At 66.6% G+C, this 23,681-nt stretch carries 17 protein-coding genes and 1 riboswitch; of the genes, 10 read left to right on the top strand and 7 right to left on the bottom strand.

What is annotated here, in order from left to right:
* Positions 1-117 precede the first annotated feature (117 nt).
* The gene (locus A9974_RS15000) at positions 118-2,367 is read left to right on the top strand and encodes a TonB-dependent siderophore receptor (protein WP_220805956.1); all 2,250 of its coding nucleotides are present in this window, start codon (positions 118-120) and stop codon (positions 2,365-2,367) included.
* On the opposite strand, the gene A9974_RS14995 is transcribed toward A9974_RS15000, so the two are convergent.
* A complete protein-coding gene (locus tag A9974_RS14995) occupies positions 2,358-3,779 on the bottom strand; it encodes an ATP-binding protein (protein WP_183004963.1) in 1,422 nt (473 codons plus the stop codon). The two genes, A9974_RS15000 and A9974_RS14995, sit on opposite strands and share 10 nt — an antisense overlap.
* Positions 3,779-4,492 (bottom strand): response regulator transcription factor, encoded by a 714-nt coding sequence (locus A9974_RS14990; RefSeq protein WP_183004962.1) that lies wholly within the window; start codon positions 4,490-4,492, stop codon positions 3,779-3,781. Before A9974_RS14990 ends, A9974_RS14995 begins: the two co-directional genes overlap by 1 nt.
* Before the next feature lie 211 nt (positions 4,493-4,703).
* On the opposite strand from A9974_RS14990, the gene A9974_RS14985 reads away from it, so the two are divergent.
* The 6 genes from A9974_RS14985 to A9974_RS14960 all read left to right on the top strand — a co-directional run bounded on the left by A9974_RS14985 (position 4,704) and on the right by A9974_RS14960 (position 12,877).
* Entirely contained in the window at positions 4,704-6,725 is a 2,022-nt protein-coding gene (locus A9974_RS14985) for a ligand-gated channel protein (RefSeq protein WP_183004961.1), read from the top strand.
* Positions 6,726-6,799: 74 nt separating this feature from the next.
* The gene (locus A9974_RS14980) at positions 6,800-7,747 is read left to right on the top strand and encodes a siderophore ABC transporter substrate-binding protein (RefSeq protein WP_183004960.1); all 948 of its coding nucleotides are present in this window, start codon (positions 6,800-6,802) and stop codon (positions 7,745-7,747) included.
* Between the two features lie 30 nt (positions 7,748-7,777).
* Positions 7,778-8,767 carry an iron chelate uptake ABC transporter family permease subunit gene (locus A9974_RS14975; RefSeq protein ID WP_183004959.1) on the top strand — a complete coding sequence of 330 codons (990 nt, stop codon included), beginning with the start codon at positions 7,778-7,780 and terminating at the stop codon, positions 8,765-8,767.
* Positions 8,760-9,743, top strand: coding sequence for an iron chelate uptake ABC transporter family permease subunit (locus A9974_RS14970; protein WP_183004958.1), 984 nt, complete (start codon positions 8,760-8,762; stop codon positions 9,741-9,743). Before A9974_RS14975 ends, A9974_RS14970 begins: the two co-directional genes overlap by 8 nt.
* Complete coding sequence (locus A9974_RS14965; protein ID WP_183004957.1) at positions 9,740-10,498, top strand: ABC transporter ATP-binding protein; 759 nt, start codon at positions 9,740-9,742, stop codon at positions 10,496-10,498. The genes A9974_RS14970 and A9974_RS14965 overlap by 4 nt, the downstream gene beginning before the upstream one ends.
* 270 nt (positions 10,499-10,768) lie before the next feature.
* On the top strand, positions 10,769-12,877 hold the full coding sequence (locus A9974_RS14960; RefSeq protein ID WP_183004956.1) for a TonB-dependent siderophore receptor: 2,109 nt from the start codon (positions 10,769-10,771) through the stop codon (positions 12,875-12,877).
* 31 nt (positions 12,878-12,908) lie between these two features.
* Here the strand turns inward: A9974_RS14960 and thiM are convergent, their stop codons facing one another.
* Complete coding sequence (thiM, locus tag A9974_RS14955) at positions 12,909-13,724, bottom strand: hydroxyethylthiazole kinase (RefSeq protein ID WP_183004955.1); 816 nt, start codon at positions 13,722-13,724, stop codon at positions 12,909-12,911.
* 74 nt (positions 13,725-13,798) lie between these two features.
* Positions 13,799-13,937: riboswitch (TPP riboswitch) on the bottom strand.
* 167 nt (positions 13,938-14,104) lie between these two features.
* Here thiM and A9974_RS14950 point away from each other — a divergent pair.
* Together A9974_RS14950 and A9974_RS14945 are read left to right on the top strand one after the other, a co-directional pair.
* The gene (locus tag A9974_RS14950; protein ID WP_183004954.1) at positions 14,105-15,322 is read left to right on the top strand and encodes a hypothetical protein; all 1,218 of its coding nucleotides are present in this window, start codon (positions 14,105-14,107) and stop codon (positions 15,320-15,322) included.
* A 178-nt stretch (positions 15,323-15,500) separates the two neighbouring features.
* Positions 15,501-17,969 carry a DNA internalization-related competence protein ComEC/Rec2 gene (locus A9974_RS14945; protein WP_183004953.1) on the top strand — a complete coding sequence of 823 codons (2,469 nt, stop codon included), beginning with the start codon at positions 15,501-15,503 and terminating at the stop codon, positions 17,967-17,969.
* Positions 17,970-17,982: 13 nt separating this feature from the next.
* On the opposite strand, the gene A9974_RS14940 is transcribed toward A9974_RS14945, so the two are convergent.
* Positions 17,983-18,885 (bottom strand): energy transducer TonB, encoded by a 903-nt coding sequence (locus A9974_RS14940; RefSeq protein ID WP_183004952.1) that lies wholly within the window; start codon positions 18,883-18,885, stop codon positions 17,983-17,985.
* Between the two features lie 165 nt (positions 18,886-19,050).
* A complete protein-coding gene (locus tag A9974_RS14935) occupies positions 19,051-19,938 on the bottom strand; it encodes a LysR family transcriptional regulator (protein ID WP_183004951.1) in 888 nt (295 codons plus the stop codon).
* Positions 19,939-20,082: 144 nt separating this feature from the next.
* Here A9974_RS14935 and A9974_RS14930 point away from each other — a divergent pair, with 144 nt between their 5' ends.
* Positions 20,083-21,690 carry a GMC family oxidoreductase gene (locus A9974_RS14930; RefSeq protein WP_183004950.1) on the top strand — a complete coding sequence of 536 codons (1,608 nt, stop codon included), beginning with the start codon at positions 20,083-20,085 and terminating at the stop codon, positions 21,688-21,690.
* A gap of 68 nt (positions 21,691-21,758) precedes the next feature.
* On the opposite strand, the gene cfa is transcribed toward A9974_RS14930, so the two are convergent.
* Positions 21,759-22,934 carry a cyclopropane fatty acyl phospholipid synthase gene (cfa, locus tag A9974_RS14925; protein ID WP_183004949.1) on the bottom strand — a complete coding sequence of 392 codons (1,176 nt, stop codon included), beginning with the start codon at positions 22,932-22,934 and terminating at the stop codon, positions 21,759-21,761.
* A 132-nt stretch (positions 22,935-23,066) separates the two neighbouring features.
* Positions 23,067-23,621, bottom strand: a complete 555-nt coding sequence (locus A9974_RS14920; protein WP_183004948.1) for a hypothetical protein — start codon at positions 23,619-23,621, stop codon at positions 23,067-23,069.
* Positions 23,622-23,681 lie beyond the last annotated feature (60 nt).

The raw sequence follows: 23,681 nt of genomic DNA, 5'->3' as shown, positions 1-23,681 counted from the left end.
GCTGAATAAATTCTGACATTTAGTTGAATCAATGAATAGCAATAACTATCATTGCGGTTCCTAAAAAATCAGAACGTTGTTGTGGAGCTTGCCGCGGGGCTGGCTCCCAGGAATCCCATGAAAAAGACAGAAACGGCTGTAGCCACCGCCGGAGGTACCGGCTCGTCCACGATTTATGCGGCCATGTGCGGCGCACTGATGTCGCCCGGGCTGGTCCTGGCGCAAGGTAGCGCCGCGCCGGGCGCGGTGCACCAGTTGTCGCCGGTGCACGTGCAGGGGCAGGCGGTGAGCGACGGCTATGAAGCCAACGTGGCCTCGTCGCCCAAGATGACGGCGCCCTTGCTGGACACGCCGCGGTCGGTCACCGTCATCACCGAGCAACTGATGCGCGACCGCGCCGCGACCTCGCTGATGGATGTGCTGCGCACGGCGCCCGGCATCACGTTCGGCGCCGGCGAAGGCGGCACCCCGACCGGCGACCGGCCGTTCATCCGCGGCTACGAGGCCAGCACCGACATGATGGTGGACGGCATGCGCGACCTGGGCCGCTTCTCGCACGAGACCTTCAACCTGGAATCGGTCGAGATCCTGAAGGGGCCCAGCTCGGCCTATTCGGGCCGCGGGTCGACCGGCGGCAGCATCAACCTGGTCAGCAAGAGCCCCAAGCTCGAGGATTTCGTCGAAGGCTCTGTGGGCTATGGCACGGACAACAACTGGCGCCTGACCGGCGACGCCAACTGGGCGTTCAGCGAAAGCTCGGCGTTCCGCCTGAACGTGATGAAGCAGGGCGGCGACGTCCCCGGCCGCGACCATGTCGAAACAGACCGCTGGGGCGTGGCGCCGTCGTTTGCCTGGGGGCTGGGCACGCCCACCCAGGTGACCCTCAGCTACTACCATCTGCAGAACGACGACACGCCCGACCTGGGCATTCCGTTCAAGAACGAATCCCGGCCCGACCGCCTGACGCCGCCCAAGGTGGACCGCGACAACTACTACGGCCTGACCGGCCGCGACTATCGCAAGAACCAGGCCGACATGGGTACGCTGATGGTCGAGCACAAGTTCAACGACACGCTGAAGCTGCGCAACGGCACGCGCTACAGCGAATCGCGCAACGAGTATGTCATGACGCGCCCGTCGTTCGACAATTGCGCGGCCCGCATCGGCGGCCGGCCCAACCGCGCCTATGGCGTGGCGCCGTGCTCGAACGAAGCGTCCGGCCTGCAGATCAGCAAGGCGCTGCGCACGCTGAACCAGACCAACCGGTCCTTCATCAACCAGACCGACCTGTTCGGCGAATTCACCACGGGTTCCATCCGCCACAGCTACGCGGCGGGCCTGGAATACAGCACCGAGAAGATCATCAAGCGCGACGGCATTGCCCGCGGCGGCTTTGACCGAACGCTGCTCGATGACCTGTACCGCCCGAATCCGAACCAGGCCTACACCGGCAGCCTGGGCTGGGGCCCGAAGTACGACGCGGCCAAGACCAGCACGCGTGCGGCCTACGTGTTCGACACGATCAAGTTCAGCGAGCAGTGGGAGACCAACGTCGGCCTGCGCTACGACAACTACCGCGTATCCAGCGGCGGGGCCGAGCGCACCGATGACATGTGGAACTACCAGCTGGGCCTGGTCTACAAGCCGGCGCCCAATGGCAGCATCTATGTGTCGTACGGCACCTCGTCCAACCCATCCGGCGAAACGGCCGGGCAGTCGGGCGGCGCGGACGGCGCGGCGGGCGGACGCCTGACCGCGGCCACTGCGGCGCTGGCGCCCGAAAAGAGCCGCAGCATCGAGCTGGGCACCAAGTGGGACCTGTTCGACGAGCGTCTGTCGCTGACCGGCGCGGTGTTCGAGACCCGCAAGACCGACGCGCGTTCGGCCGATCCGCTGACGGGCGACATCACCTTGGCGGGCAGCAACCGGGTGCGCGGCGTGGAACTGAGCGCGGCCGGCTCCATCACACCCAAGTGGCAAGTATGGGCGGGCTACAGCTACATGGATCCGAAGGTCACGAACTACACGAGCGGCGGCACGGACTTCAGCGGCAAGCAGATGAAGTTCATCGCGCGCCAGAGCGCCAGCCTGTGGACCACCTACAAGTTCCTGCCGGAATTGACGGTGGGCGCGGGCGCGACCTACACCGGCAAGCGCTACGTGGATGATGCCAACGTCTACCGGTTGCCTTCGTACTGGCGCTACGATGCCATGGCCGCCTACCAGTTCAACAAGAACTTCGGCTTGCAGCTGAACCTGAACAACCTGACCGACGAAACGATCTACGAGGCGTCGCACGTGGGCCTGTTCAGCTATGTGGCGCCGGGCCGCTCGGCCATGCTGACCGCGACGTTCCGCTACAACTGAGTGGAGCAGACGGCGTCCTGGGACGCCGCTCGCGGCAGTTCGATGCGCACGCTCAACCCTTGCGGCGAGGCGTTGCGCGCCGATATCCGGCCCTTGTGCGCGGCCACTGCCGCGCGGGCGATGCTCAGGCCCAGGCCGGCGCCGCCCGCCGCGCCGGCGGCGACGGCGGTGCTTTGGTAGAACGGCTCGAACAGGTAGGCCAGTTCCTTTTCGGGTACGCCGGGGCCGCTGTCGTCGATTTCCAGGCAGGCCTCGCCGGCATCGGCCAACAGGCGGATGTGGATGGTGCCGCCGGCCGGGGTAAAGCGCAGGGCGTTGCGCAGCACATTTTCGATGGCGCTGGCCAGGCTGTCGCGGTCCGCGGCCACGTGCAGCGGCGCCGGGCGGGTCCAGCCGATGCGCAATTGGCGATCGCCCGCTTCGAAGCGGGCGTCCTGCACCACATCGTCCACGACTTCGGCCAGATCCAGCGTATCGGTCGGCGAGGGCAGCGCGCCCATGCGGGCCAGCCTCAAGGTGCTGCCCACCAACGCGTCCAGCCGTTCGCATTCGCGTTCAATGCGGTCCAGCTGCAAGTCCTGGCGCTCGTCCTTGCGGCGCGCCAGTTCCACGCCCAGGCGCAGGCGAGCCAAGGGCGAGCGCAGCTCGTGCGCGATGTTGCGCAGCAGCTGTTCGCGGGTGTCGACCAGGGCCTGCAGGCGGCCGGCCATGGCGTTGAAATCGCGCGCCAGCAGGCCCAGTTCATCCTTGCGTTTCGATAGCTTGGCGGGCGTGCGGGTATCCAGCCGTCCGGCAGAGAGCGTGCGCGCGGCCAGGCGCAATTGGCCCAGCGGCGCGGCGATGTGACGGGTCAACGCCCAGCAGAAGGGCGCGGTCACGGCCAGCGCGAACAGCAGCAGCGCCAGCGTGACCGGGGTCAGGCCCAGCACTTCCCAGTGCGAGGAGTCGTACGGCAGGAACAGCATCAGCAGTTCCGTGCGGTCGGGCAGCACCAGCAATTGCGGATCCCACCATGACACGCGCAGGGTGGATGGATCGGCAGGCAGGTCCAGCGCCGCGATCAGATTGGCCTCGTGCGAAGCGCGGAAGGCGATCAGCCAGTCATGCAGGCGGGTGGGCAGGGGCCGTCCCAGGATGTCCTGGTCTTGCGTATCGACCACGTAGATCTTGAGCGCCGAGTAACGGCTGTCCATCGCCTCGAGCCAGCGGCGCAGGCCGGCGGCGCCCTCGGTCCGCGTGATCTGGGCCGCGTCGCGCGTCAGGTTGCCGGGGTTCAGGCCGTCCAGCGAATCGACGCGGTACCACGCCACCGCCGCGGTCAGCATCATGCCGCAGACCATGATGACGGCCATGGCGCCCCAGAAGGTCAGGAAGGCCCGCCAGAAAAGCGAGCGGATGGGCAGCCAGGCCATCAGGCCGCGCCCGCCAGCACATAGCCCAGGCCGCGCAGGTTGCGAATGGCGGGCGCGTCGCCGGCGTGGTCCAGCCGCAGCTTCTTGCGCAGGCTGCTGATGTGGGTATCGATGCTGCGGTCGTAGCGATCGGCCGCGCGGCCCAGTGCATACAGGCTGATCTGTTCGCGCGCTACGACTTGGCCGGGCGCGCGCATCAGGATTTCCAGGATGCGTTGCTCGGCGCCGGTCAGCAGCACTTCCTGCGCGCCCAGCCGGGCGCGGCCGGTGGCCGCATCCAGCGACAGCGCGCCGACGTTGAGCGCGGCAGCCGGCTCCTCGGGCTTTTCCTCGAAGCGGCGCAGCACCGCGCACATGCGCGCCTTGAGCTCGCGCGGGCTGAAGGGTTTGGCCAGGTAATCGTCCGCGCCCAGTTCCAGCCCCAGCACGCGGTCGGTCTCGCCGCCATGGGCCGTGAACATGATGACAGGACGGCGCGAGGTCTGGCGCAGGCGCCGCAGCAGGTCCAGGCCGTTGCCGTCGGGCAGCATCAGGTCCAGCAGGATCAGGTGGTAGCTGTCTTGCAGGGCCAGGGGCAAGCCCTGGGCGCAGTTGTGCGCCAGCGTCAGTTCGAGATGACTGGGTTCGAGGTATTCACGCAGCATCAGCGCCAGGTCGACGTCGTCGTCGATCAACAGGATGCGGCGCGTCGTCAATGGGGTAGGTATGGACATGCGCTTGGGGTCTGTTGCCGCCGGCAGCATGGCGGGTCGCCGGCAGCCGGAGTGTCAAGAAGTGCGAAGAAGATAAAAGTTGAGGAAAGCGTGTTGCAGGCTCCCGAACCCCTCAATTCTAATATGAGAATAGTTTTCATTAAAAATACGAAGCAGGCAGTGGCGCCGCGCACGGGGCGCGGCGGCGGTCTGGGACGGGAGAGTTTGAAACATGAGCAGCATCGATCTGGCCGCGCGCCGCGCATTCGGCCCGCGTACCCGCCTGGCCGCCGCGTTGTGCGCGGCGGGCCTGGGCATGGGCCAATCGGCCTGGGCGCAGTCGGCGGAACCCGCCGCGCCCAAGATCATGGACACCGTGGTGGTGACGGCCAGCGGCTACGAACAACAGATCCAGGACGCGCCGGCGTCGATCAGCGTGATCACGCGCCAGGACCTGGAAAAGAAGTTCTACCGCGATGTGACCGATGCACTCGTGGAAGTGCCCGGCGTGGTGGTGACCGGCGGCGGCGACCGCCAGGACATCAGCCTGCGCGGCATGGGCCCGAAGTACACGCTGATCCTGATCGACGGCAAGCGCCAGAATTCGCGTGAAACGCGCACCAACTCGGATTCGAGCGGCGTGGAGGGCGGCTGGACGCCGCCGATCTCGGCCATCGAACGCATTGAAGTGGTGCGCGGGCCGATGTCGTCGCTGTACGGGTCAGATGCCATGGGCGGGGTGATCAACATCATCACCCGCAAGGTCCCCAGCGAGTGGGGCGGCGAAATCCGCATGGACACCACCATCCAGGAAAGCAGCAAGTCGGGCGATATCTACCAGGGCAACTTCTACCTTGCCGGCCCGATCAAGAACGACTTGCTGGGCCTGCAGATCTACGGCCAGGCGACGCAGCGCGACGAAGACAAGATTATCGACGGCTACCGCAAGCGCAATGCCTCTAACATCACCGCCAAGCTGGCGCTGACGCCCAATCGCGACCACGACATCGTGCTGGAGGCCACTTCCAGCCGCCAGAAATACGAGAACACGCTGGGCAAGACGGTGGCGCCGCTGCCGCCGGGCGTGGCGTGCCCGCGCACCGGCTGCCCGGCCTCGTCTGAAACCGACTACCGCAGCAACAAATGGGCGCTGTCGCACACCGGCCGCTGGGGCTGGGCCGTGTCGGACAGCTACGTGCAGCAGGAAGAGTTCGACAACCGCTCGCGCCAGATGAAGATCAAGAACCTGGACCTGCAGACCAGCTGGTCGCTGCCGCTGGGGTCGCACATGCTGACGTTGGGCGGCAGCTACCTGTCGCAGCGCCTGACGGACCAGACCGGCAACCAGCTTGCCGGCGGCCCGAGCAGGGTGGACCGCTACCAGTGGGCCGTGTTCGCCGAAGACGAATGGCGCCTGACCGACAGCTTCGCCCTGACCGGTGGCCTGCGCATGGACCAGGACGAGAACTTCGGCAGCCACTTCAGCCCGCGCCTGTACGGCGTGTGGCACATGGCCGAGCGCTGGACCCTGAAGGGCGGCGTTTCCACGGGCTTCCGGGCACCCGACCTGCGCCAGACCGTGGCCGGCTGGGGCCAGGTCAGCCGGGGCGGCAACATGTACGGCAATCCGGACCTGACGCCGGAAAAATCGGTGACCGAGGAAATCGGCCTGCTGTATGACGACGGCGAGGGCTTCAATGCTGGCCTGACGCTGTTCAACAACAACTTCAAGGACAAGATCACCCGCGTCGCGTGCCCGCTGTCGCAGTGCACCGACGGCCCCAACCAGTTCGGCGCCAACCCCACCACCTACATGAACGTGGACAAGGCGGTGTCGCGCGGCGTGGAGGCCAGCATGAAGCTGCCGCTGGGGCGCGATTGGTCCATGACCAGCAGCTACACGTTCACCAAGTCCGAGCAGAAGTCCGGCCAGTACGCCGGCCAGCCGCTGAACCAGCTGCCCAAGCACCTGTTCACCACCACCGTGAACTGGCGGGCGTCCGATGCGCTGGAAGCGTGGGCCCGCGTGAACTACCGCGGCAAGGAAAGCCAGCCGATCACGGGGCCGTCGTCGTCGTCGCTGGTGGCGCCGTCCTACACCTTCGTGGACCTGGGCGGCTCCTATGCGGTCAACAAGAAGGTGTCGGTCTACGCCGGCATCTACAACCTGTTCGACAAGCAGGTCGCCTACGACGATTACGGCTACGTGGAAGACGGCCGCCGCTATTGGCTCGGCGTAGGCGTGAAGTTCTAAGCCCGCGGGGGGCAACACCAGCGGGCACCGCCCAGAAGGCCGTGCGCGCGCAATATCCAGAGGTAATGATGATGATGACGATGCAAGCAGATGCGGGACGCGCAGGCCGTTGGTTGGCACGCGCCGGGGCGGTGCTGGCCCTGAGCGCGGCCAGTGCGGTATGCGCGGCCCAGACCGTGCCGGTCAAGCATGCGCGCGGTGAAACCGCCGTGCCGCAGAATCCGACCAAGACCGTGGTGCTGGACCTGGCCGTGCTGGATACCCTGCACGCGCTGGGCGTGGACGTGACCGGCGTGCCGACGGCCGCCAAGCTACCGCCGCAACTGAGCCAATACGCCGACAAGCGCTACCTGAAGGTCGGCAGCATGTTCGAGCCGAACTACGAAGTGATCCACGCGGCCGCGCCGCAGGTCATCTTGGTGGCCGGGCGCTCGGCGCCCAAGTACGACGAACTGGCCAAGCTGGCGCCCACGGTGGACCTGACAGCCGACGCCAAGGACCTGGTGGGCAGCGTCGTGCGCAACACCGGGACGCTGGCTGCCATCTACGGCAAAGAGGCGTTGGCCAAGCAAAAGCTGGATGTGCTGCGCGCGTCGATCGCGGCGCTGCACGGCCAGGCCGCCAAGGCGGGCACCGGCCTGATCGTGCTGACGACCGGCGGCAAGATGAGCGCCTACGGCCCGGGTTCGCGCTTTGGCGTGATCCACGACGCCTTTGGCATCGCGCCGGCAGCCAAGGATCTGAACGTGTCGAACCACGGCCAGGCGATTTCGTTCGAGTTCATCGCCCAGACCGATCCGGACTGGCTCTTCGTGATCGACCGCGATGCGGCGATCGGCCGCGAAGGCACGTCGGCCCAGCGCATGTTGGACAACGACCTGATCCGGCCGACCAAGGCCTGGAAGAACCAGCGCGTGGTCTACCTGAACGGCTTCAATTGGTATCTGCTGGGCAGCGCCGGTTTGACCGCCATGCAGCAGAACGTGGACGACATCGCCCGCGCGTTGTCGGCGGCGAAGTAAGCCCATGGCGCGCATGATGAGGGCGGGCGGGTGAAGGCTGGCGGGGCGATCAAGGGCTGGGCGGGATTGGCGACGTTGCTGCTGTTGCTGCTGGGGCTGTGCGCGGCCAGCGTCAGCCTGGGGGCAGGCTCGTTCTCGTTCGCCGCGCTGACCGGCGGGCCGGACGCCGAGCGCGCCTGGCGCCTGCTGCTGGTCAGCCGCGTGCCGCGCACGCTGGCCTTGCTGCTGGCGGGTATGTCGCTGGCGGTGGCCGGGCTGATCATGCAGATGCTGGTGCGCAACCGCTATGTCGAGCCCACCACCGCCGGCACGGTGGAATCGGCCACGCTGGGCATCCTGGCCGTGACGCTGCTGGCGCCGGACACGCCGGTGATCGGCAAGATGTTGACGGCCACGGCGTTCGCGCTGGCGGGCACGCTGCTGTTCCTGGCGTTGTTGCGGCGCGTGCCCTTGCGCACGCCTTTCATCGTGCCGCTGATCGGCCTGATCCTGGGCGGCGTGATCCACGCGGTGACCACTTTCGTGGCCTACCGCTACGACCTGCTGCAATCGCTGCACGCCTGGACCACCGGCGATTTCTCGGGCGTGCTGCGCGGCCGCTATGAACTCTTGTGGCTCGGCTTCGGCCTGGCCGCGGCGGCTTACCTGGCGGCCGACCGCTACACGGTGGCCGGCATGGGGCGTGAGTTCGCCGCCAACCTGGGCCTGAACCACGCGCGGCTGACGCTGGTTGGCTTGCTCATCGTGTCGGCGATTTCCGCCGTGGTGGTGGTGACGGCGGGTGGCATCCCGTTCCTGGGCCTGATCGTGCCTAACGCCGTCAGCCTGATGCTGGGCGACAACATGCGGCGGTCGATTCCCTGGGTGGCGGTGCTGGGCGGCGTCTTCGTGCTGGCCTGCGATATCATCGGCCGCCTGGTGATCCACCCCTACGAGATTCCGCTGGGCACAGTGGTGGGCGTGGTCGGCAGCGTTCTGTTCCTGTGCTTGCTGCGCAGCCGCAGGGGGCGCCGTGGCTGACGCCGTCTTGCGCGCCTTGGCGCCGCGTTCGCCCCAGGCCTGGCGCCTGGCCCTGCTGGCCGTGGCCGCGCTGGTCTGCATCGGCGGCTTCATGACGCTGGGCGCCAACGGCAAGTGGTCGTTCGTGCTGCCATTTCGCGGCGGCAAGCTGGCGGCGATGCTGCTGGTGGCGTACGCCGTCGCGGTGTCGTCGGTGCTGTTCCAGACGATAACCCACAACCGCATCCTGACGCCCGCCATCATGGGCTTTGATTCGCTGTACCTGCTGATCCAGTCGGTGGTGGTGTTCGGCTTTGGCCAGATGGCCGGCGCGGTGAATCATCCGGTGGCGGCCTTTGCGCTGGAAGTGTGCGCCATGACGGCGTTTGCCTGCCTGCTGTTCCGGTGGTTGTTCACGGACGCGGTGCGAAGCCTGCATTTGATGATGCTGGTGGGCATTATCTTCGGCCTGCTGTTTCGCAGCCTGTCCAGCTTTGTGGTGCGGCTGATCGACCCGAATGAATTCCTGGTGCTGCAGGACCGCATGTTCGCCAATTTCAATACGGTGCGCACGGGCCTGTTGCCGATCGCGCTGGCGGCGGTGGCGGCGGCAACATGGCTGGTCTGGCACATGCGCCGGCGCTACGACGTGCTGGCGCTGGGCCGCGAGATATCCCTGAACCTGGGCGTGGACTACCGTCGCACGTTGTTGCTGACGCTGGCGGCGATCGCGGTGCTGGTGTCGGTGTCCACGGCGCTGGTCGGGCCGGTGACCTTCTTCGGCCTGCTGGTCAGCAACCTGGCGTACCAGGCGATGGGGTCGGACAGGCACCGCCATACCGTGCCGGCCGCGGTGCTGCTGAGCGTGATCTTCCTGGTGGGCGGCCAGACGTTGCTGGAACGGGTGCTGGGTTTGAGCACGACCGTCAGCGTGGTGATTGAATTCGTGGGCGGAGTGATGTTCCTGGCCCTGATCTTGCGCAGGGGACGCCAATGATCGATATCCAGCAAGTCAGCAAGCAATACGATAGCAACGTGGTGGTCGACCAGGTGACGCTGGCGCTGCCGGCGGGCGGCGTGACCGCCATCATCGGCCCCAACGGCGCTGGCAAGTCGACGCTGCTGTCGATGATCAGCCGCCTGCTGCCGACGTCGGCCGGCCAGATCCAGGTCGACGGCCTGGACGTTACCCGGACCGACAGCCGCGAGCTCGCGCGGCGCCTGTCCATCCTGCGGCAGGACAATCACCTACCGCTGCGCCTGACGGTGCGCGACCTGGTGGCGTTCGGCCGCTATCCGCACAGCGGCGGGCGGCTGACGCTGGACGACAAGGTCCACATCGACCGCGCCATCGCCTATCTGGACCTGGAACCCTTGGCGGACCGCTACCTGGACGAGATGTCCGGCGGCCAGCGCCAACGCGCCTTCGTGGCGATGGTGTTGTGCCAGGACACGCGCTACGTGGTGCTGGACGAGCCGCTGAACAGCCTGGACATGAAGCACGCGGTAGCCATGATGGGCACGCTGCGGCGCGCCGCCGATGAATTGGGCAAGACGGTGGTGCTGGTGCTGCATGACATCAACTTCGCCTCGGTCTATTCGGATCGCATCGTGGCGATGAAGGCAGGCAGGGTGGCGCACCATGGCACCCCGGCCGAACTGATCCGGCCCGAGGTGCTGGGCGCCTTGTACGAGCTGCCGATCGACGTGCACGAGATCGGCGGCAAGCGCATCTGCGTGTACTACCGCTGAACGGGCGTGGTTGCGGCGGCGTTTGTCCCCGCCGCCGCTTGCCCGCGCCCGACGCAGGGGGAGCGCGCAGCTCGGTGGTGCCCGGAACGGTGACAACCGACGTCGCGCCCGCGTGCCATGCACAAGCTGAAAAGCATCTGAATTAGACGGGTGTCTTATTTATCGTGGCCTGCCGACAACGAAACGATAAAACGATTGCGACAGATTCTCATTGTCAAGAGAATGGCGAATCCTTTCATTTCAAACGACTTCAGAAAGACCTCGCTGGCCATGCACGCCCCTCGCTCCCTCTCTGCCGCCTTGCTTGCCCTGGCGCCCCTGGCCGCCTCGGCCCCCGCCCACGGCCAAAGCGCCGCGCCCACCGCCACCTTGCCCGCCATCAGCGTCACGGGGCAGGCGGACACCGAACAGAGCTACAACCCGCCGGCGTCCACCAGCGCCACCAAGATCGATGCCCCGCTGCGCGACATTCCGCAGACCGTGAACGTCGTGCCGGCGCAAGTGCTGCGCGACCAGCACGCGATGTCGGTGCAGGACGCGCTGAAGAACGTGCCGGGCGTCAGTTTTTCCACCGGCGACGGCCAGCGCGACCAGGTGTCGATCCGCGGCTTCACCGCCATCGCCGACCAGTTCGTCGACGGCTTCCGCGACGACGCGCTGTACTACCGCGACCTGTCCAACGTCGAGCGCATCGACGTGATCAAGGGCCCGGCGGCGGTGCTGTACGGCCGTGGCTCGTCGGGCGGCCTGATCAACCGCGTCACCAAGAAGCCGGGCGAGGACATCTCGCAGGTGGGCCTGAGCTACGGCTCGTGGAATGACCGCCGGCTGGATGTGGACCTGGGCCGGTCCAACGAAAGCGGCAGCATGTCGTGGCGCCTGACCGGCGCCGTGGAAAAGGGCGACAGCTACCGCGACAAGCAATTCATCGACCGCAAGGCCATCGCGCCGTCGGCCCAGTTCAAGCTGGGCGAGAACACCACCTACCTGATCCAGACCGAGTTCCTGGAAGACCGCCGCCTGACCGACTTCGGCATTCCGGCCTACCACGGCCGGCCGGTGGATGTGGACCCGTCGACCTACTACGGCGCCGCAAACGCGCGCGACACCGACTACACGCAGACCCGGGTGCAGTCCTATGCCGGCACGCTGACGCACCGCTTCAACGACAACTGGTCGCTGCGCAACGCCACGCGCTACTACCACTACACGCTGAACCGCAACAACACGCTGCCGGGTACCGTCAATGAGGCCGCGCAGACTGTGTCGCTGACGCATGGCAACGTGCTGCGCGATGAACACGGCTGGACCAACCAGACCGAACTGATGCAGCGCGTGCAATGGGGGGCGGTGCGGCACGACATCCTGTACGGTGTCGAAGTCGGCCAGCAGAACAAGGACCTGGTGAACTACTCGGCCGCCAACGTCGCCACCGTGAACCTGTTTGATCCGCAACTGCCGACGCTGCAGCGCCAGGTGAAGGGCGCGCCGGGTTCCGACAGCCTGGGCCGCTTCAACACGCTGGGCCTGTACGTGCAGGACATGGTGTCGCTGGGCGAATACTGGAAGGTGCTGGGCGGCGTGCGCCACGACCGCTTCGAGCAGAAGACCGAAGACCGCCGCAGCGGCCAGAACCTGCAGCGCACCGATTCCAACCTGAGCCCGCGCCTGGGCCTGGTGTTCCAACCCGACACCGTGCAGTCCTACTACGTGTCGTGGAGCCGCTCGTACCAGCCGTCGGGCGAAGCCTTCGCGCTGGCCGCCAACAACGTCGACCTGGCGCCGGAAAAAACCACCAACTACGAGGTCGGCGCCAAGTACGACTTCCTGGACGGCAAGCTGTCGACCACCGTGTCCGTGTTCCGTCTGGAACGCACCGACATCAAGGTCACCAACCCCGTGACCAACACGCTGGTACCGGTGGGCACCCAACGCACCGACGGCGCCGAGTGGACCCTGTCGGGCGACCTGTCCAATGGCTGGCGCGCGATGCTGGGCTACGCCTACCTGGACGCCCGGGTGACGCAGTCGGTGGCCCGCGACGCCGGCAAGGACGTCGAAGGCAAGCGCGCCACGCTGACGCCGCGCCACGCCGGCAACGTGTGGGTGACCAAGGACCTGGGCGAAGGCTTTGGCGTGGGCGCCGGCCTGAACCTGGTGGGTGGACGTTTCGCCAACCCGGGCAACACGGTCAAGCTGCCGGGCTACGTCACCGCGGACGCGGCCGCGTGGTGGCGCCAGGGGCCGTATTCGGTGCAGCTGAACGTGTACAACCTGTTCGACGCGGGGTACATCGTGTCGGCGCACGGCAGCAGCCCGAACCTGAACATGCCGGGCGCGCCGCGCAATGCGATGCTGAGTCTGCAGTACCGGATGTAAGGCGGATCAGGGCGTGCTGGCGGGTGACGTGTCAGCGCAAGGGTGATTCCCGCGTCAGGCTGTCGATCTCCAGCGCGGCCAATGCATCAAGAAAACGCCAGGCGAACGAGCCGGGGCCGTCCGCCAGCTGCCCGGCGCGGCGGCCGGCGATGCCGAAGCAGGACAACGCCGCCACTGCCGCGGTGTAGGCATCGCCCCGCGAGACCGCCACGAACGCGCCGACGACCGCCGTCAACGCGCACCCCGTGGCGGTGACTTGCGGCATCAACGGTGAACCGCCGGTAACGCGCACCTCGCGCGTGCCGTCCGTCACGAAATCCACTTCTCCCGTTACCGCGACCACGGTCTGCTGCGTCCGCGCGAGGTCGCGCGCCGCCTGTTCCGCCAATTGCACCGGGTCGCGCGCGTCCACGCCCTGGCTGGCGCTTTGGCCGCCGGCCAGGGCGATGATTTCCGAGGCGTTGCCGCGGATCACCGCGGGCCGCAGGGCCAGCAGTCGCTGCACCGCATCGCGGCGGAATGCCGTAGCGTGGTGCGCGACCGGATCCAGCACCCAGGGTGTGCCGGCCCGGGACGCCGACGCGGCGGTCTTCAGCATGCTCTCCAGCCAAGGGGCCGACAGGGTGCCGATATTGATCACCACGGCGCCGCTGATGCGGGCGAATTCCGGAGCTTCTTCCACGGCATGCACCATCGCGGGCGATGCGCCCATGGCCAGCAGGGTGTTGGCGGCCGTGTTCATGGACACGAAATTGGTCAGGCACTGCACCAGCGGCGCATCGCGGCGCACGGTAGCGTAGAGATCCTGCGAGGCCTGGGCCAGTAAGAAGGTGGAGGATTGCGTCATGCCGGCGGGTCCTTGCTGAAGGAAAGGACTGGGCAGGGAGGGACGGCAGGAGGTTGCGCCGTGATCCGGGGCGCGTTTGCGGAGCCGCACCATCCCTACGCCAGTATTGTCTGGATCAGGTTCAACGGGTCTGCGCGCCGCAGGGCGGGCGTCTGGACGCCAGCCCTGCCATCGGATTCTCAGCTTCTTGCCGAAGCTCCCCGGGTGGATGGGGCTATGTTCGGAGGGGGCAGGGGGATTGTCAAGGCGAATGACTAAAGCTATCTCATGTTCTGCCGTATATATGGATGGAAATTCCTCTCGAGGGGCCGAATAGTTGAGAGGTCGCTTGGCAGCGCGTGGACACTTCACGCGCGACGGACATACTTACGGAGGCTGTATTGGTCAGTTTCTTTGGCTCGATTCAGAACTGGTTTTCGGCCGATGTATATGGCCGGCATCTTGGCTTGATTTTGCAGGAGGTTGGGACTCGACGACCGAATACGCTCACATCTTTTCTATCAAGAACCTTTGGCATTTCGCACAAAGACTTGAGGAATGCCAGGTTCGAAGCGGAGTACTCGTTCAGAGGTCAGAATGGTTGGCGTCGGGCGGATCTGGCGGTATTTCGGGCTGATGACGATGAGCCCGTCGTGTTGGTCGAGATTAAATATCACGACAAGCCGTTGCCAGAGACGGATCTGAAGCCGGCGCAATTAGCTGATTATCGAGTGTGGCGGAACAGGTTTGATAGCAAGCGACATGTATTGGTTTTATCGCGCGAGCTATACCGTGCCGAGGATCTGGTGGTCTGCCGCTGGGATGCTCTGACGCGTCATTTGCGGCCGTTTGCAGAAGAATCCGACCTTGTCGACATGTTGGTCAAGTACTTGGAGGAAGAAGGTAACGCGATGCAGGAAATCAATGGAAGCTCTTTGATTCGCTATTTGAAGCGCCTGGTTTGTCATGGTGAATTTGGCGCTAATAACGTCAACGGCCCGGCCGAGTTCTCCAGTCTGCTGAAGAATATGCAGTTGACGTCCGGCGTATTTCATGGACATTTCAAGGCGGCATGGCGCATGGCGGGCGAGAAAGTGCATGGTGAAAACGGAGTTCGCAGATCAAAGGCGGCGAGTATAGATTTTTCCGTATGGAACCGTGTTAAGCCAACACGGTCTGCTCGACCGGCGGTCGACGAGAACGGTTGGTTTGAGAACCGTTTAAGGAACGGCGGTCACGTCTCTGCGTTCGCCAGACATGCACTGGGGCATGCAAGAGATTGGCTACGGGTAAGTTATGGCGTGAGATTTGACGTGTCCCCTGGAGATTCTGTGGACACAGTTCCCACCACGTATTTGTGGGCGGAAATTAGAGGGGCAAAGCTTCGATCGGCAGACGCTCGGGTCTGGAAAGAACACAAGATAAATTTCAAGTGGGTTACAGACGATGCCGAGTCGGCCGCGGGTAAGGTTGAAAGTCGCTTCAACCTATTGCTGTTAGCCGTGATCGATCAAGCCTTGAATTCAGGGGTCAGGTTTCTGCCTCAACAGAGAAAAGCGTTGAAGCTGCTGCAGCAGTCGTTGAGTAGTGGTCTGCAGCCCTTGCTTAATGGCAATTGAGGCCTAGATGTTGGGGATAGTTCAAGCGCGTCGATGACTCGGGATGAATTGCTGCTACAGGTGTTAGGACGTGACTCTGACAATCCGTCGTGGGTGAGGGCTTGCGGGCCTAGATCTTGTTTCGGTGCAGGGTATGAGGAGGTGGACAAATCTGTTCATAGAGTATGCCCGGCAGAGGATGCCCGATCTAAGCTGTTCGTTTCAGGAGACGGACATCAACGGTCGGCTGTTTTGCCTGGCTTTCGTGGCGGGCGCGGGGGCGGTGCAATGCCTGCCCGCGCTGCCCGGTGCGGGGGCGTACGTCGCGGCGGCAGGGGCGGGCGCTGCTGCGCTGGCAGCGTGGCTGCGGTGGCCGGGACGCGTCTTGGGGCTTTGCTCCGCGTTGATCCTGGGCCTGTGCCTGGGCGCTATCAACGCCGCCGCGCAGGCGCAATGGCGGCTGGACGACGCGTTGGCAGACGAACACCAGAACGAAGTCGCGCGGTTGGTGCTGCGGGTGGCGGAATTGCCGGATGGCGATGCGCGCGGGCAGCGCTTTGTCGGCGAACAGGTGGCGCCGGCAAGACCCGGCATTCCGTCGCGCATCCTCGTGTCGTGGCTGGCGCCGCCGGGCGGGAAGGCCGGTCGGCCCATGCTGATGCCCGGCCAGGTGTGGCGCATGGCGTTGGTCTTGCGCCGGCCGAACGGACTGCTCAATCCCGATGCGTCCGACAACGAGGCGCGGATGTTTGCGCGCGGCCTGCGGGCGACGGGTACCGTGCGGGGGCAACCCCGCTTGCTGGACGACCAGCCCTGGGCGTCGGCAGGCGTTGCGATTGAACGCGCCCGCCATCATGTGCGGCGGGGCATGCGGCAGGCGCTGGGCGAGCACCGCTATGCGCCGGTGCTGATCGCGCTTGCAATCGGCGATCAGGCCGGGGTGGCGCGCGACGACTGGCGCATCTTCAACCGCAGCGGGATTACCCATCTGGTGTCGATCAGCGGCATGCACGTCACGTCCATTGCGGGCATCGCGGGGCTGTTGCTGGCCGCGATCTGGCGGCGCGCGCGCTGGCGCGGGGCGGGCCTGGCCGAGTTCATTCCCGCGCGCATTGCCGGCGGCGCGGCGGCGATGATGGTGGCCTTGGGGTATTGCCTGATCGCGGGCTGGGGCGTGCCGGCGCGGCGCACATTCTTCATGCTGTCGGTGGTGCTGGCCGCCGCCGTATCGCGGCTGCGGGTCCCGGCAGGGCGCATCCTGGCGTGCGCGGCCGCGGCCGTGGTGGCGCTGGATCCGTGGGCGCCGATGGCCGTGGGCTTTTGGCTGTCGTTCGGCGCCGTCGCCATCTTGCTGCGCGTGGTCGAGGCGCTGCGTGATGCGGACGCGGGATGGATCGCGCGTTGGCGGGCGGGGCTGGCGCAAGCGGCGCGGCTGCAGTGGGCGGTGACGCTGGGGCTGACGCCGTTGCTGGCGTATCTGGTGCATCAGGTGTCGCTGGGGTCGCCGCTGGCCAACGCGGTGGCGATTCCGGCGATCACGTTCCTGGTGACGCCGCTGGCGCTGCTATGCGCGGCCTTGTCGGTGACGCCGGGGTTGGCCGGTGTGGCGACGATGGCCGGGCAAGGCGGCCTTTACGTGTTTGACTTGATGATGGTGGTGGTGGCTTGGGTGGGCAACGCGCGCTGGGCCAGTTTTTCAGTGGCGGCGGCGCCCTGGCCGTGGCTGGCGCTGGCGGTGGCGGGCATGGCCTGGGCGTTGCAGGCGCCAGGGTGGCCGGCGCGGCGGCTGGGGTGGGTGTGCATGGTGCCGCTGCTGTGCTGGCGGCCGGACCGGCCCGAGCCGGGCTATTGGCGCATGAGCGCGATGGATGTGGGGCAGGGCAGTGCGATTCTGGTGGAAACCGCCACTCAGGCGCTGCTGTTCGATGCCGGGCCGCGCAGTTTCAGCGGCAGCGATGCGGGCGAGCGGGTGATCGCGCCATTCCTGCGGGCGCGCGGCATCGGGCAACTGGACGTGCTGGTGTTGTCGCACGCGGATACGGACCATGTGGGCGGCACGCGGTCGGTGCTGGCGGCCGTGCCCGTGACGCGCAGCTATACCTCGTTCGACCTGGCGGCGTTTCTGAGGCGCGACGCGCGCCAATGGCCGGACGGCGCCGGGGCGTCTTATGCGCCGCCGGCGCAGGTTCTGGGTTGCGCACGCGGGGTCGGTTGGGAAGCCGACGGTGTGAGGTTCACTTTCCTGCACCCCGCGGCCGGCCCGAGCGGAAGGGTGAAGGACCGTAACGCCGACAGCTGTGTGCTGCGCATCGACGGCGTCCGTCATGCGCTGCTGCTGACAGGCGATATCGGCGTGGCGCAAGAGCGCGAGCTGGTGTCACGGGGCCTGGACGCCGCGGATGTGGTGATGGCGCCGCACCATGGGTCCGCATCCTCGTCGAGCCGGGAACTGGTGAAGACGTCGCAGGCCACGCACGTGATCGCGCAGGCCGGCTACTTGAACCGCTTCCGGCATCCGGCGCGGGCCGTGGAGCTACGCTGGACGCGGGCAGGGGCGGCGTTCTGGCGCAGTGACCGGGATGGGGCGGTGATGGCGCTATCCGGACCCGACGCGCTGGAGATATGGGCGCAGCGGGAGGTGGCGCGCCGCTATTGGCACGGCCGCTAGACCGGTGCATTGGTCAGCGCCGGTCCACGGCCACGGCATCGCGGATGGCACGGAATGTCGCCAACGCCTCCGGCATGGCATCGCGCGTGGTGGCGCAGGCCAGGCGGATGCGGCCTTGCGGGACGGTCCAGTCGGCGATGTATTGCCGGGCATCTTCATGCCCCGGGCCCGCGCCCGGCGCAACGAGATAGTCGATGCCGCGTCTGCCGGGCTGGTCGAACACGTCGAGTTCTTCGATGGTGCCGCGCAGCTTGCGCTGCTGGCGGGTGGCCGCCGCGACCAGGGCATCAAAGGCCTGGACGCCCTTGGGGGCGGCGGTGTTGGCGGCGCCGGCTGGCGCGGCGTTGAATCCCGCGCGGCACAGGAATCTGGCGCCTGGGGCCATGGGCGGCAAGCCGCCGGGGTTGGAGATTTCGATCAGGGCGTCGTATCGGCCGGATTCACCCGCGGCGCCGACCGTGAAGGGCGCGGCAACGGTCACGCCAAAGCGCGTGGCCGGGTCCACATAGCGGCGCGGCGCCGGCGCGGGCGCGTCGTCTTCTTCCTGCTGGAAGCGCACGGGCACCACCAGCGACGTTTTGCCTTCCTGCATGTCGGTGGAGAAGGCCGGCAGCGGCCCGGCGCGCTGGACCATGGCGATGGTGGCGTTGTCGACGGCGTTATCGCCTGACGATTTTGCCACCGTGATGTTGTCGACGGTGCCGTCGCGCAGCACCGTGATCTTGAGCGATACCGCCACCGCGCCGCTGAGGTGGCGGGCCTCACGCGGGAAGCTCAGGCGGTTGGCGATGCGCCGATGCACGGCCTGCGTCCACTCCGCTTGCGTGGCGAGCGCGGCCGCCTGGGCAGGGGCGAGGTTGGCGAACGTCACGGCGATCACCGTGGCAAGGCTGGATGCGAGGAACCGCCAGCGCATGGCGCAATCTCCTGGTGGGGCCCCACTGCATGCAGGGCGTCGCTGCGAGCATACCTGAGCGGGCCGCGCGCAGCGTGCCGTTCGCCGGGCGGGCGTGTTGGCGACGCCGGTGAGGCGCCGCAGCAGGGCGCCGACGGGACGGCGGCACACCGCGCATCCAGGCCGCTAAGCGAACGCCGCTTGCACCGCCGCGAAGGCCGCGGCGACCAGCGGATCTTCCCGCCGCGACGCCAGCGTGATGAAGGCCAGTTCCGCCTGGATCGCCAGGCCCGGCGCCAGCACCAACCCGTGCGCCTGCGATTCGCGCAGCGCGATGGAATCGCGCGCCAGCGTCAGGCCGACGCCCGAGCGCACCAGGTCCAGCATCGAGGCTTCCTGGTCCACTTCAGCGACCGTGTTGGGCGTGATGCCCAGTTGGCCGAATTTGTCGGCCAGCAGACGATGGTGCACGGAATCCGGCGGGGTCCAGATCCAGGGCAGCGCCGCGATCTCCTGCCAGCCTCGCCCGGCCACTTGCGGCCCCCAGCCCTTGGGCGCGACGACGTAGTACGAGAAGGCCGCCAACGGCAGGGCGTGCAGCGCCGGCTGACCGCGCGTGTCGTCCTGCGGCCCCAGGAAGAAACCCACGTCCAGCTCGCCCGCGCGCACCTGGCGGCCGACCGATCCGGACATGCCGTGGCGCAGCATCGGGCGGATCTTGGGGTAGTGCTCGACCAGATACTGCAACGTGGCGCCCAGGCGCAGGAATTCGGGGTCCAGGATGGTGCCCAGGCGCAGTTCGCCCTGCACGGTGGTGCGCAGCGCGCCGATGGCGCGTTCGAAGTCGTCCAATGCGTCCAGCACCCGCTGCGCGGACGGCAGCAGCGCACGGCCGTCGGCGTTGGGTGCCAGCCCCTGGGCGGTGCGGGTGAACAGCGGCAGATCCAGCGCTTCCTGGAAGCTCTTGAGCTGCAGGCTGAGCGCCGGCTGCGTCAGGTGCAGGTGTTCCGCCGCGCGGGTCAGGTTGCCTTCGCGTGCCACGGCGGCGAAGGTGCGAATGTGCTTGAAATCCATGGGGCGGGTCCGGCGGCGATGCCCGGGGCGGGCGATACCATTATTAAAGAGGCTTATAAAGCGCTTTTCAACAATTCATTGGACAGCCGCCGCGGGCTGCGCGACAGTGGCGCAGCCACTTGACACCTAAAAGAAGAAGCGCAAATGGAGACATACGACTACATCATCGTGGGTGCGGGGTCGGCCGGCTGCGTGCTGGCCAACCGGCTGAGCCGCGACCCGGCCACGCGCGTGCTGCTGCTGGAGGCAGGCGGACGCGACAACTACCACTGGATCCACATTCCGGTGGGCTACCTGTATTGCATCGGCAACCCGCGCACGGACTGGATGTACCGCACCGGCGCCGAACCGGGCCTGGGCGGGCGTTCGCTGATCTATCCGCGCGGCCGCGTGCTGGGCGGCTGCTCGTCGATCAACGGCATGATCTACATGCGCGGCCAGCGGCAGGACTACGACGACTGGGCCGAGATCGCAGGCGATCCGGCCTGGCGCTGGGACGAGGTGCTGCCGGTGTTCAAGCGCAGCGAAGACCACTACCGCGGCGCGGACGATAGCCATGGCGCGGGCGGCGAATGGCGGGTCGAGGCGCAGCGCTTGCGCTGGGACATCCTGGATGCCTTTGCCGACGCCGCCGAACAAGAGGGCATTCCGCGGGTGCAGGACTTCAACCGCGGCGACAATTTCGGCGTGGGCTATTTCGACGTGAACCAGCGCCGCGGCTGGCGCTGGAATACCGCCAAGGCTTTTTTGCGGCCCGTGCGCCAGCGCGCCAATCTGCACGTGATGACGGGCGCGCACGCCGAGCAGTTGCTGTTCGAGGGCACGCGCTGCGCGGGCGTGAAGTTGCGGCGCGAGGGCCAGTCCGTCAGCGTGCGCGCCGCGCGCGAAGTGGTGTTGGCAGCGGGCGCCGTGAATACGCCGCAACTGCTGGAGCTGTCCGGGGTGGGCGAACCTGCGCGTCTGCGCGAAAGTGGCATCATGCTGCGCCACGCGCTGCCTGGCGTGGGCGAGAATCTGCAGGACCACCTGCAATTGCGCGTGATCCTGAAAGTGCGGGGCGTGAAGACGCTGAACCGCATCGCCTCGACCTGGTGGGGCAAGGCGGGCATCGGGCTGGAATACCTGCTGAACCGCAGCGGCCCGATGAGCATGGCGCCGTCGCAGCTTGGGGCGTTTGCGAAGTCGGACCCCGGCCAGGCGCGCGCGAATCTGGAATTCCACGTGCAGCCGCTGTCGCTGGGCGCGTTTGGCGAGCCCTTGCATGGCTTTGATGCCTTCACCGCCAGCGTGTGCAACTTGCGTCCGGTGTCGCGCGGCAGCGTGCATGCGCAGGGGCCGGACGGCGCCTTGCCGCCGGCGATCTCGCCGAACTATCTGCGCGAGGAGCAGGACCTGAAAGTGGCGGCGGATGCGATCCGTCTGGTGCGTCGGATCAGCGCGGCGCCCGCGTTGCAGCGCTATCAACCCGAGGAATGGCTGCCGGGACCGGCGTTTCAGACCGAGGCCGAGCTGCGCGAGGCGGCCGGCAAGATCGGCACGACCATCTTTCATCCGGTGGGTACTTGCGCCATGGGCCGCAAGGCGGACGAGGGTGCAGTGGTGGACGCGCGCTTGCGCGTGCATGGCCTGCAGGGGTTGCGCGTGGCGGATGCGTCCATCATGCCGACCATCACGTCGGGCAACACCAATACGCCGACGATCATGATTGCCGAGCGGGCGGCGCAGATGATCCTGGAAGACGCCGCCGCATAGCCGTCGGGCGACGTAACCGGCGGCGCTTGCGCGGTTCAGTCCGCGCAAGCGCCGCCGGGGCTACAGGCTCAACGCAGCGACCGGTACATGTCCTGGCGCTGCGGATGCGTCAGGATCACCTGCCACAGCTGACCCTCGCGCGACCGGAAAAAGCCCGCGCAACACATCAGGTAGTACTGCCACATGCGGTAGAACCGCGTGCCGTAGCGTTCCTGCAACTGTGGCCAGGCGCGCTGGAAGCGGTCCCACCAGGCCATCAGCGTGCGGTCGTAGTCGGCGCCGAAGTTGTGCCAGTCTTCGACGATGAAGCGGCCTTCGACCGCGGTGGTGATCTCGCGGGCGGATGGCAGCTTGCCGTTGGGGAAGACGTAGCGGTCGATCCAGGGGTCGGTGCTCTGGCTGGTCGAGGCGATGCCGATGGTGTGCAACAGGAAGATGCCGCCGGGCGCCATCAGGCGTTGCACATGGGTGAAGTAGGTGTCGTAGTTCTTGGGGCCGACGTGTTCGAACATACCCACCGACACGACCTTGTCGAAGCTGCCTTGCAGGTCGCGGTAGTCTTGCAGCAGCAGTTCCACCGGCAGGCCGCGCACGCGTTCCTGCGCCAGCGCCAGCTGTTCCTTGGATACCGTCACGCCCGTGACCTTGACGCCGTAGCGCTCGGCCGCGAACTTGGCCAGGCCGCCCCAGCCGCAACCGATGTCCAGCAAGGTTTCGCCCGGCTTGAGCTGCAGCTTGCGGCAGATCATGTCCAGCTTGGCTTCCTGCGCGTCTTCCAGCGTTTCGGCGTGTTCCCAGAAGGCGCAGGAATAGATCATGCGGCTGTCCAGCATGGCTTCGAATACGTCGTTGCCGGCGTCGTAGTGCTGTTCGCCGACCTCGAAGGCGCGGCTTTTCGATTGCAGGTTGAACAGCTTGTGGCGCAGGTGCTCGGCGATGAGCTTGACGCGGGCCAGGCCCAGGGCGGCCGATCCCATGTCGGCGCGCAGCAGGCGGGTGAAGAGCTCGTCGAGCTGTTCGCAGTCCCATTCGCCATCCATGTACGACTCGCCCAGGCCCAGCGACCAGCTGGCGAAGACGCGTTCGTACATGTGCTTGTCGTGAACCTGGATGTCCCAGGGACGCGACCCGTTGATCTGGACGTCCGCTCGCCCGAGCAGATCCTGCAGCACTTTGGGCGGCTCAGGCGGGGCGGTTTCGGTGTGTTGAGTGCTTAGCTGAGTAGACGGACTGCTTTGTTGCATAGTGACTCCAAATCAATTCGGGAATGACTGATGTGGCAATGCTCGAAGCGCATAACTCTCGCCCGGACCGGCGGAGGGAATCCAATTTAATGATTGAATCGTGCCGATAGGCAATTTAATTTCAGCGGGCTGTCAGCGCCGCGGATTCGCGGTCGCCGCACCGGGACCCGCCAATCTTAACCAACGTATGCTGCTGCGCAAGGCCCAGACGCATCCTGCCAGCAACAGTACGGCGGCAGCGATAAAAACCATGGAGGCGATGGTGTCGTTCAGCGATACGGCGGTGTCGTAGCGGTGGCGCGACAGATAGTCCAGCAGGCCGAACAGCGCCAGCGCCAGAAACACCAGCAGCCAGGGTTTGCGCGGCAGCGGCGCCAGCGCCGGCCGCTGATCCTTGAACGCGTGGATGCTGCGGCGCAACCACCACAGCGCGCCCAGCGCCGGGATGGCCAGGGCGTAGCGGGCGATCAACACGACGCCGAAGATGTCGCCGTCGGCGGTCAGCGCCAGGATCCAGGGCGGCAGCAGGATCAGCGCCAGCAGCCAGGCCAGCAGCAACTGCAGGCGGGTGCCGCGGCGAGCCAGTTTGCCGATGGCGATGCCCAGCGCCAGCACCCCGAACAGGACGGCGATGAAGATCAGGGCCGGAGCGACGTAGTCGCCATTGAGCATGTATCCGCCGGGCATGGCGCGATGGGTTCCTGGGGCAGGGATGGGGGCAACGGCGTCATTCTAGGGCACGGCGGC

The sequence above is a fragment of the Achromobacter sp. UMC71 genome (assembly GCF_014170305.1).
Taxonomy (GTDB): Bacteria; Pseudomonadota; Gammaproteobacteria; order Burkholderiales; family Burkholderiaceae_B; genus Achromobacter.
Note: the sequence above shows the minus strand (reverse complement) of the source record. Positions and strands in the feature narration are given on the sequence as shown.

Coding starts and splice junctions, on each gene's coding strand:
- A9974_RS15000 (WP_220805956.1), top strand. CDS start 118: ATGAAAAAGACAGAAACGGCTGTAGCCACCGCCGGAGGTACCGGCTCG.
- A9974_RS14995 (WP_183004963.1), bottom strand. CDS start 3,779: ATGGCCTGGCTGCCCATCCGCTCGCTTTTCTGGCGGGCCTTCCTGACC.
- A9974_RS14990 (WP_183004962.1), bottom strand. CDS start 4,492: ATGTCCATACCTACCCCATTGACGACGCGCCGCATCCTGTTGATCGAC.
- A9974_RS14985 (WP_183004961.1), top strand. CDS start 4,704: ATGAGCAGCATCGATCTGGCCGCGCGCCGCGCATTCGGCCCGCGTACC.
- A9974_RS14980 (WP_183004960.1), top strand. CDS start 6,800: ATGACGATGCAAGCAGATGCGGGACGCGCAGGCCGTTGGTTGGCACGC.
- A9974_RS14965 (WP_183004957.1), top strand. CDS start 9,740: ATGATCGATATCCAGCAAGTCAGCAAGCAATACGATAGCAACGTGGTG.
- A9974_RS14960 (WP_183004956.1), top strand. CDS start 10,769: ATGCACGCCCCTCGCTCCCTCTCTGCCGCCTTGCTTGCCCTGGCGCCC.
- thiM (WP_183004955.1), bottom strand. CDS start 13,724: ATGACGCAATCCTCCACCTTCTTACTGGCCCAGGCCTCGCAGGATCTC.
- A9974_RS14945 (WP_183004953.1), top strand. CDS start 15,501: ATGCCCGATCTAAGCTGTTCGTTTCAGGAGACGGACATCAACGGTCGG.
- A9974_RS14940 (WP_183004952.1), bottom strand. CDS start 18,885: ATGCGCTGGCGGTTCCTCGCATCCAGCCTTGCCACGGTGATCGCCGTG.
- A9974_RS14935 (WP_183004951.1), bottom strand. CDS start 19,938: ATGGATTTCAAGCACATTCGCACCTTCGCCGCCGTGGCACGCGAAGGC.
- A9974_RS14930 (WP_183004950.1), top strand. CDS start 20,083: ATGGAGACATACGACTACATCATCGTGGGTGCGGGGTCGGCCGGCTGC.
- cfa (WP_183004949.1), bottom strand. CDS start 22,934: ATGCAACAAAGCAGTCCGTCTACTCAGCTAAGCACTCAACACACCGAA.
- A9974_RS14920 (WP_183004948.1), bottom strand. CDS start 23,621: ATGCCCGGCGGATACATGCTCAATGGCGACTACGTCGCTCCGGCCCTG.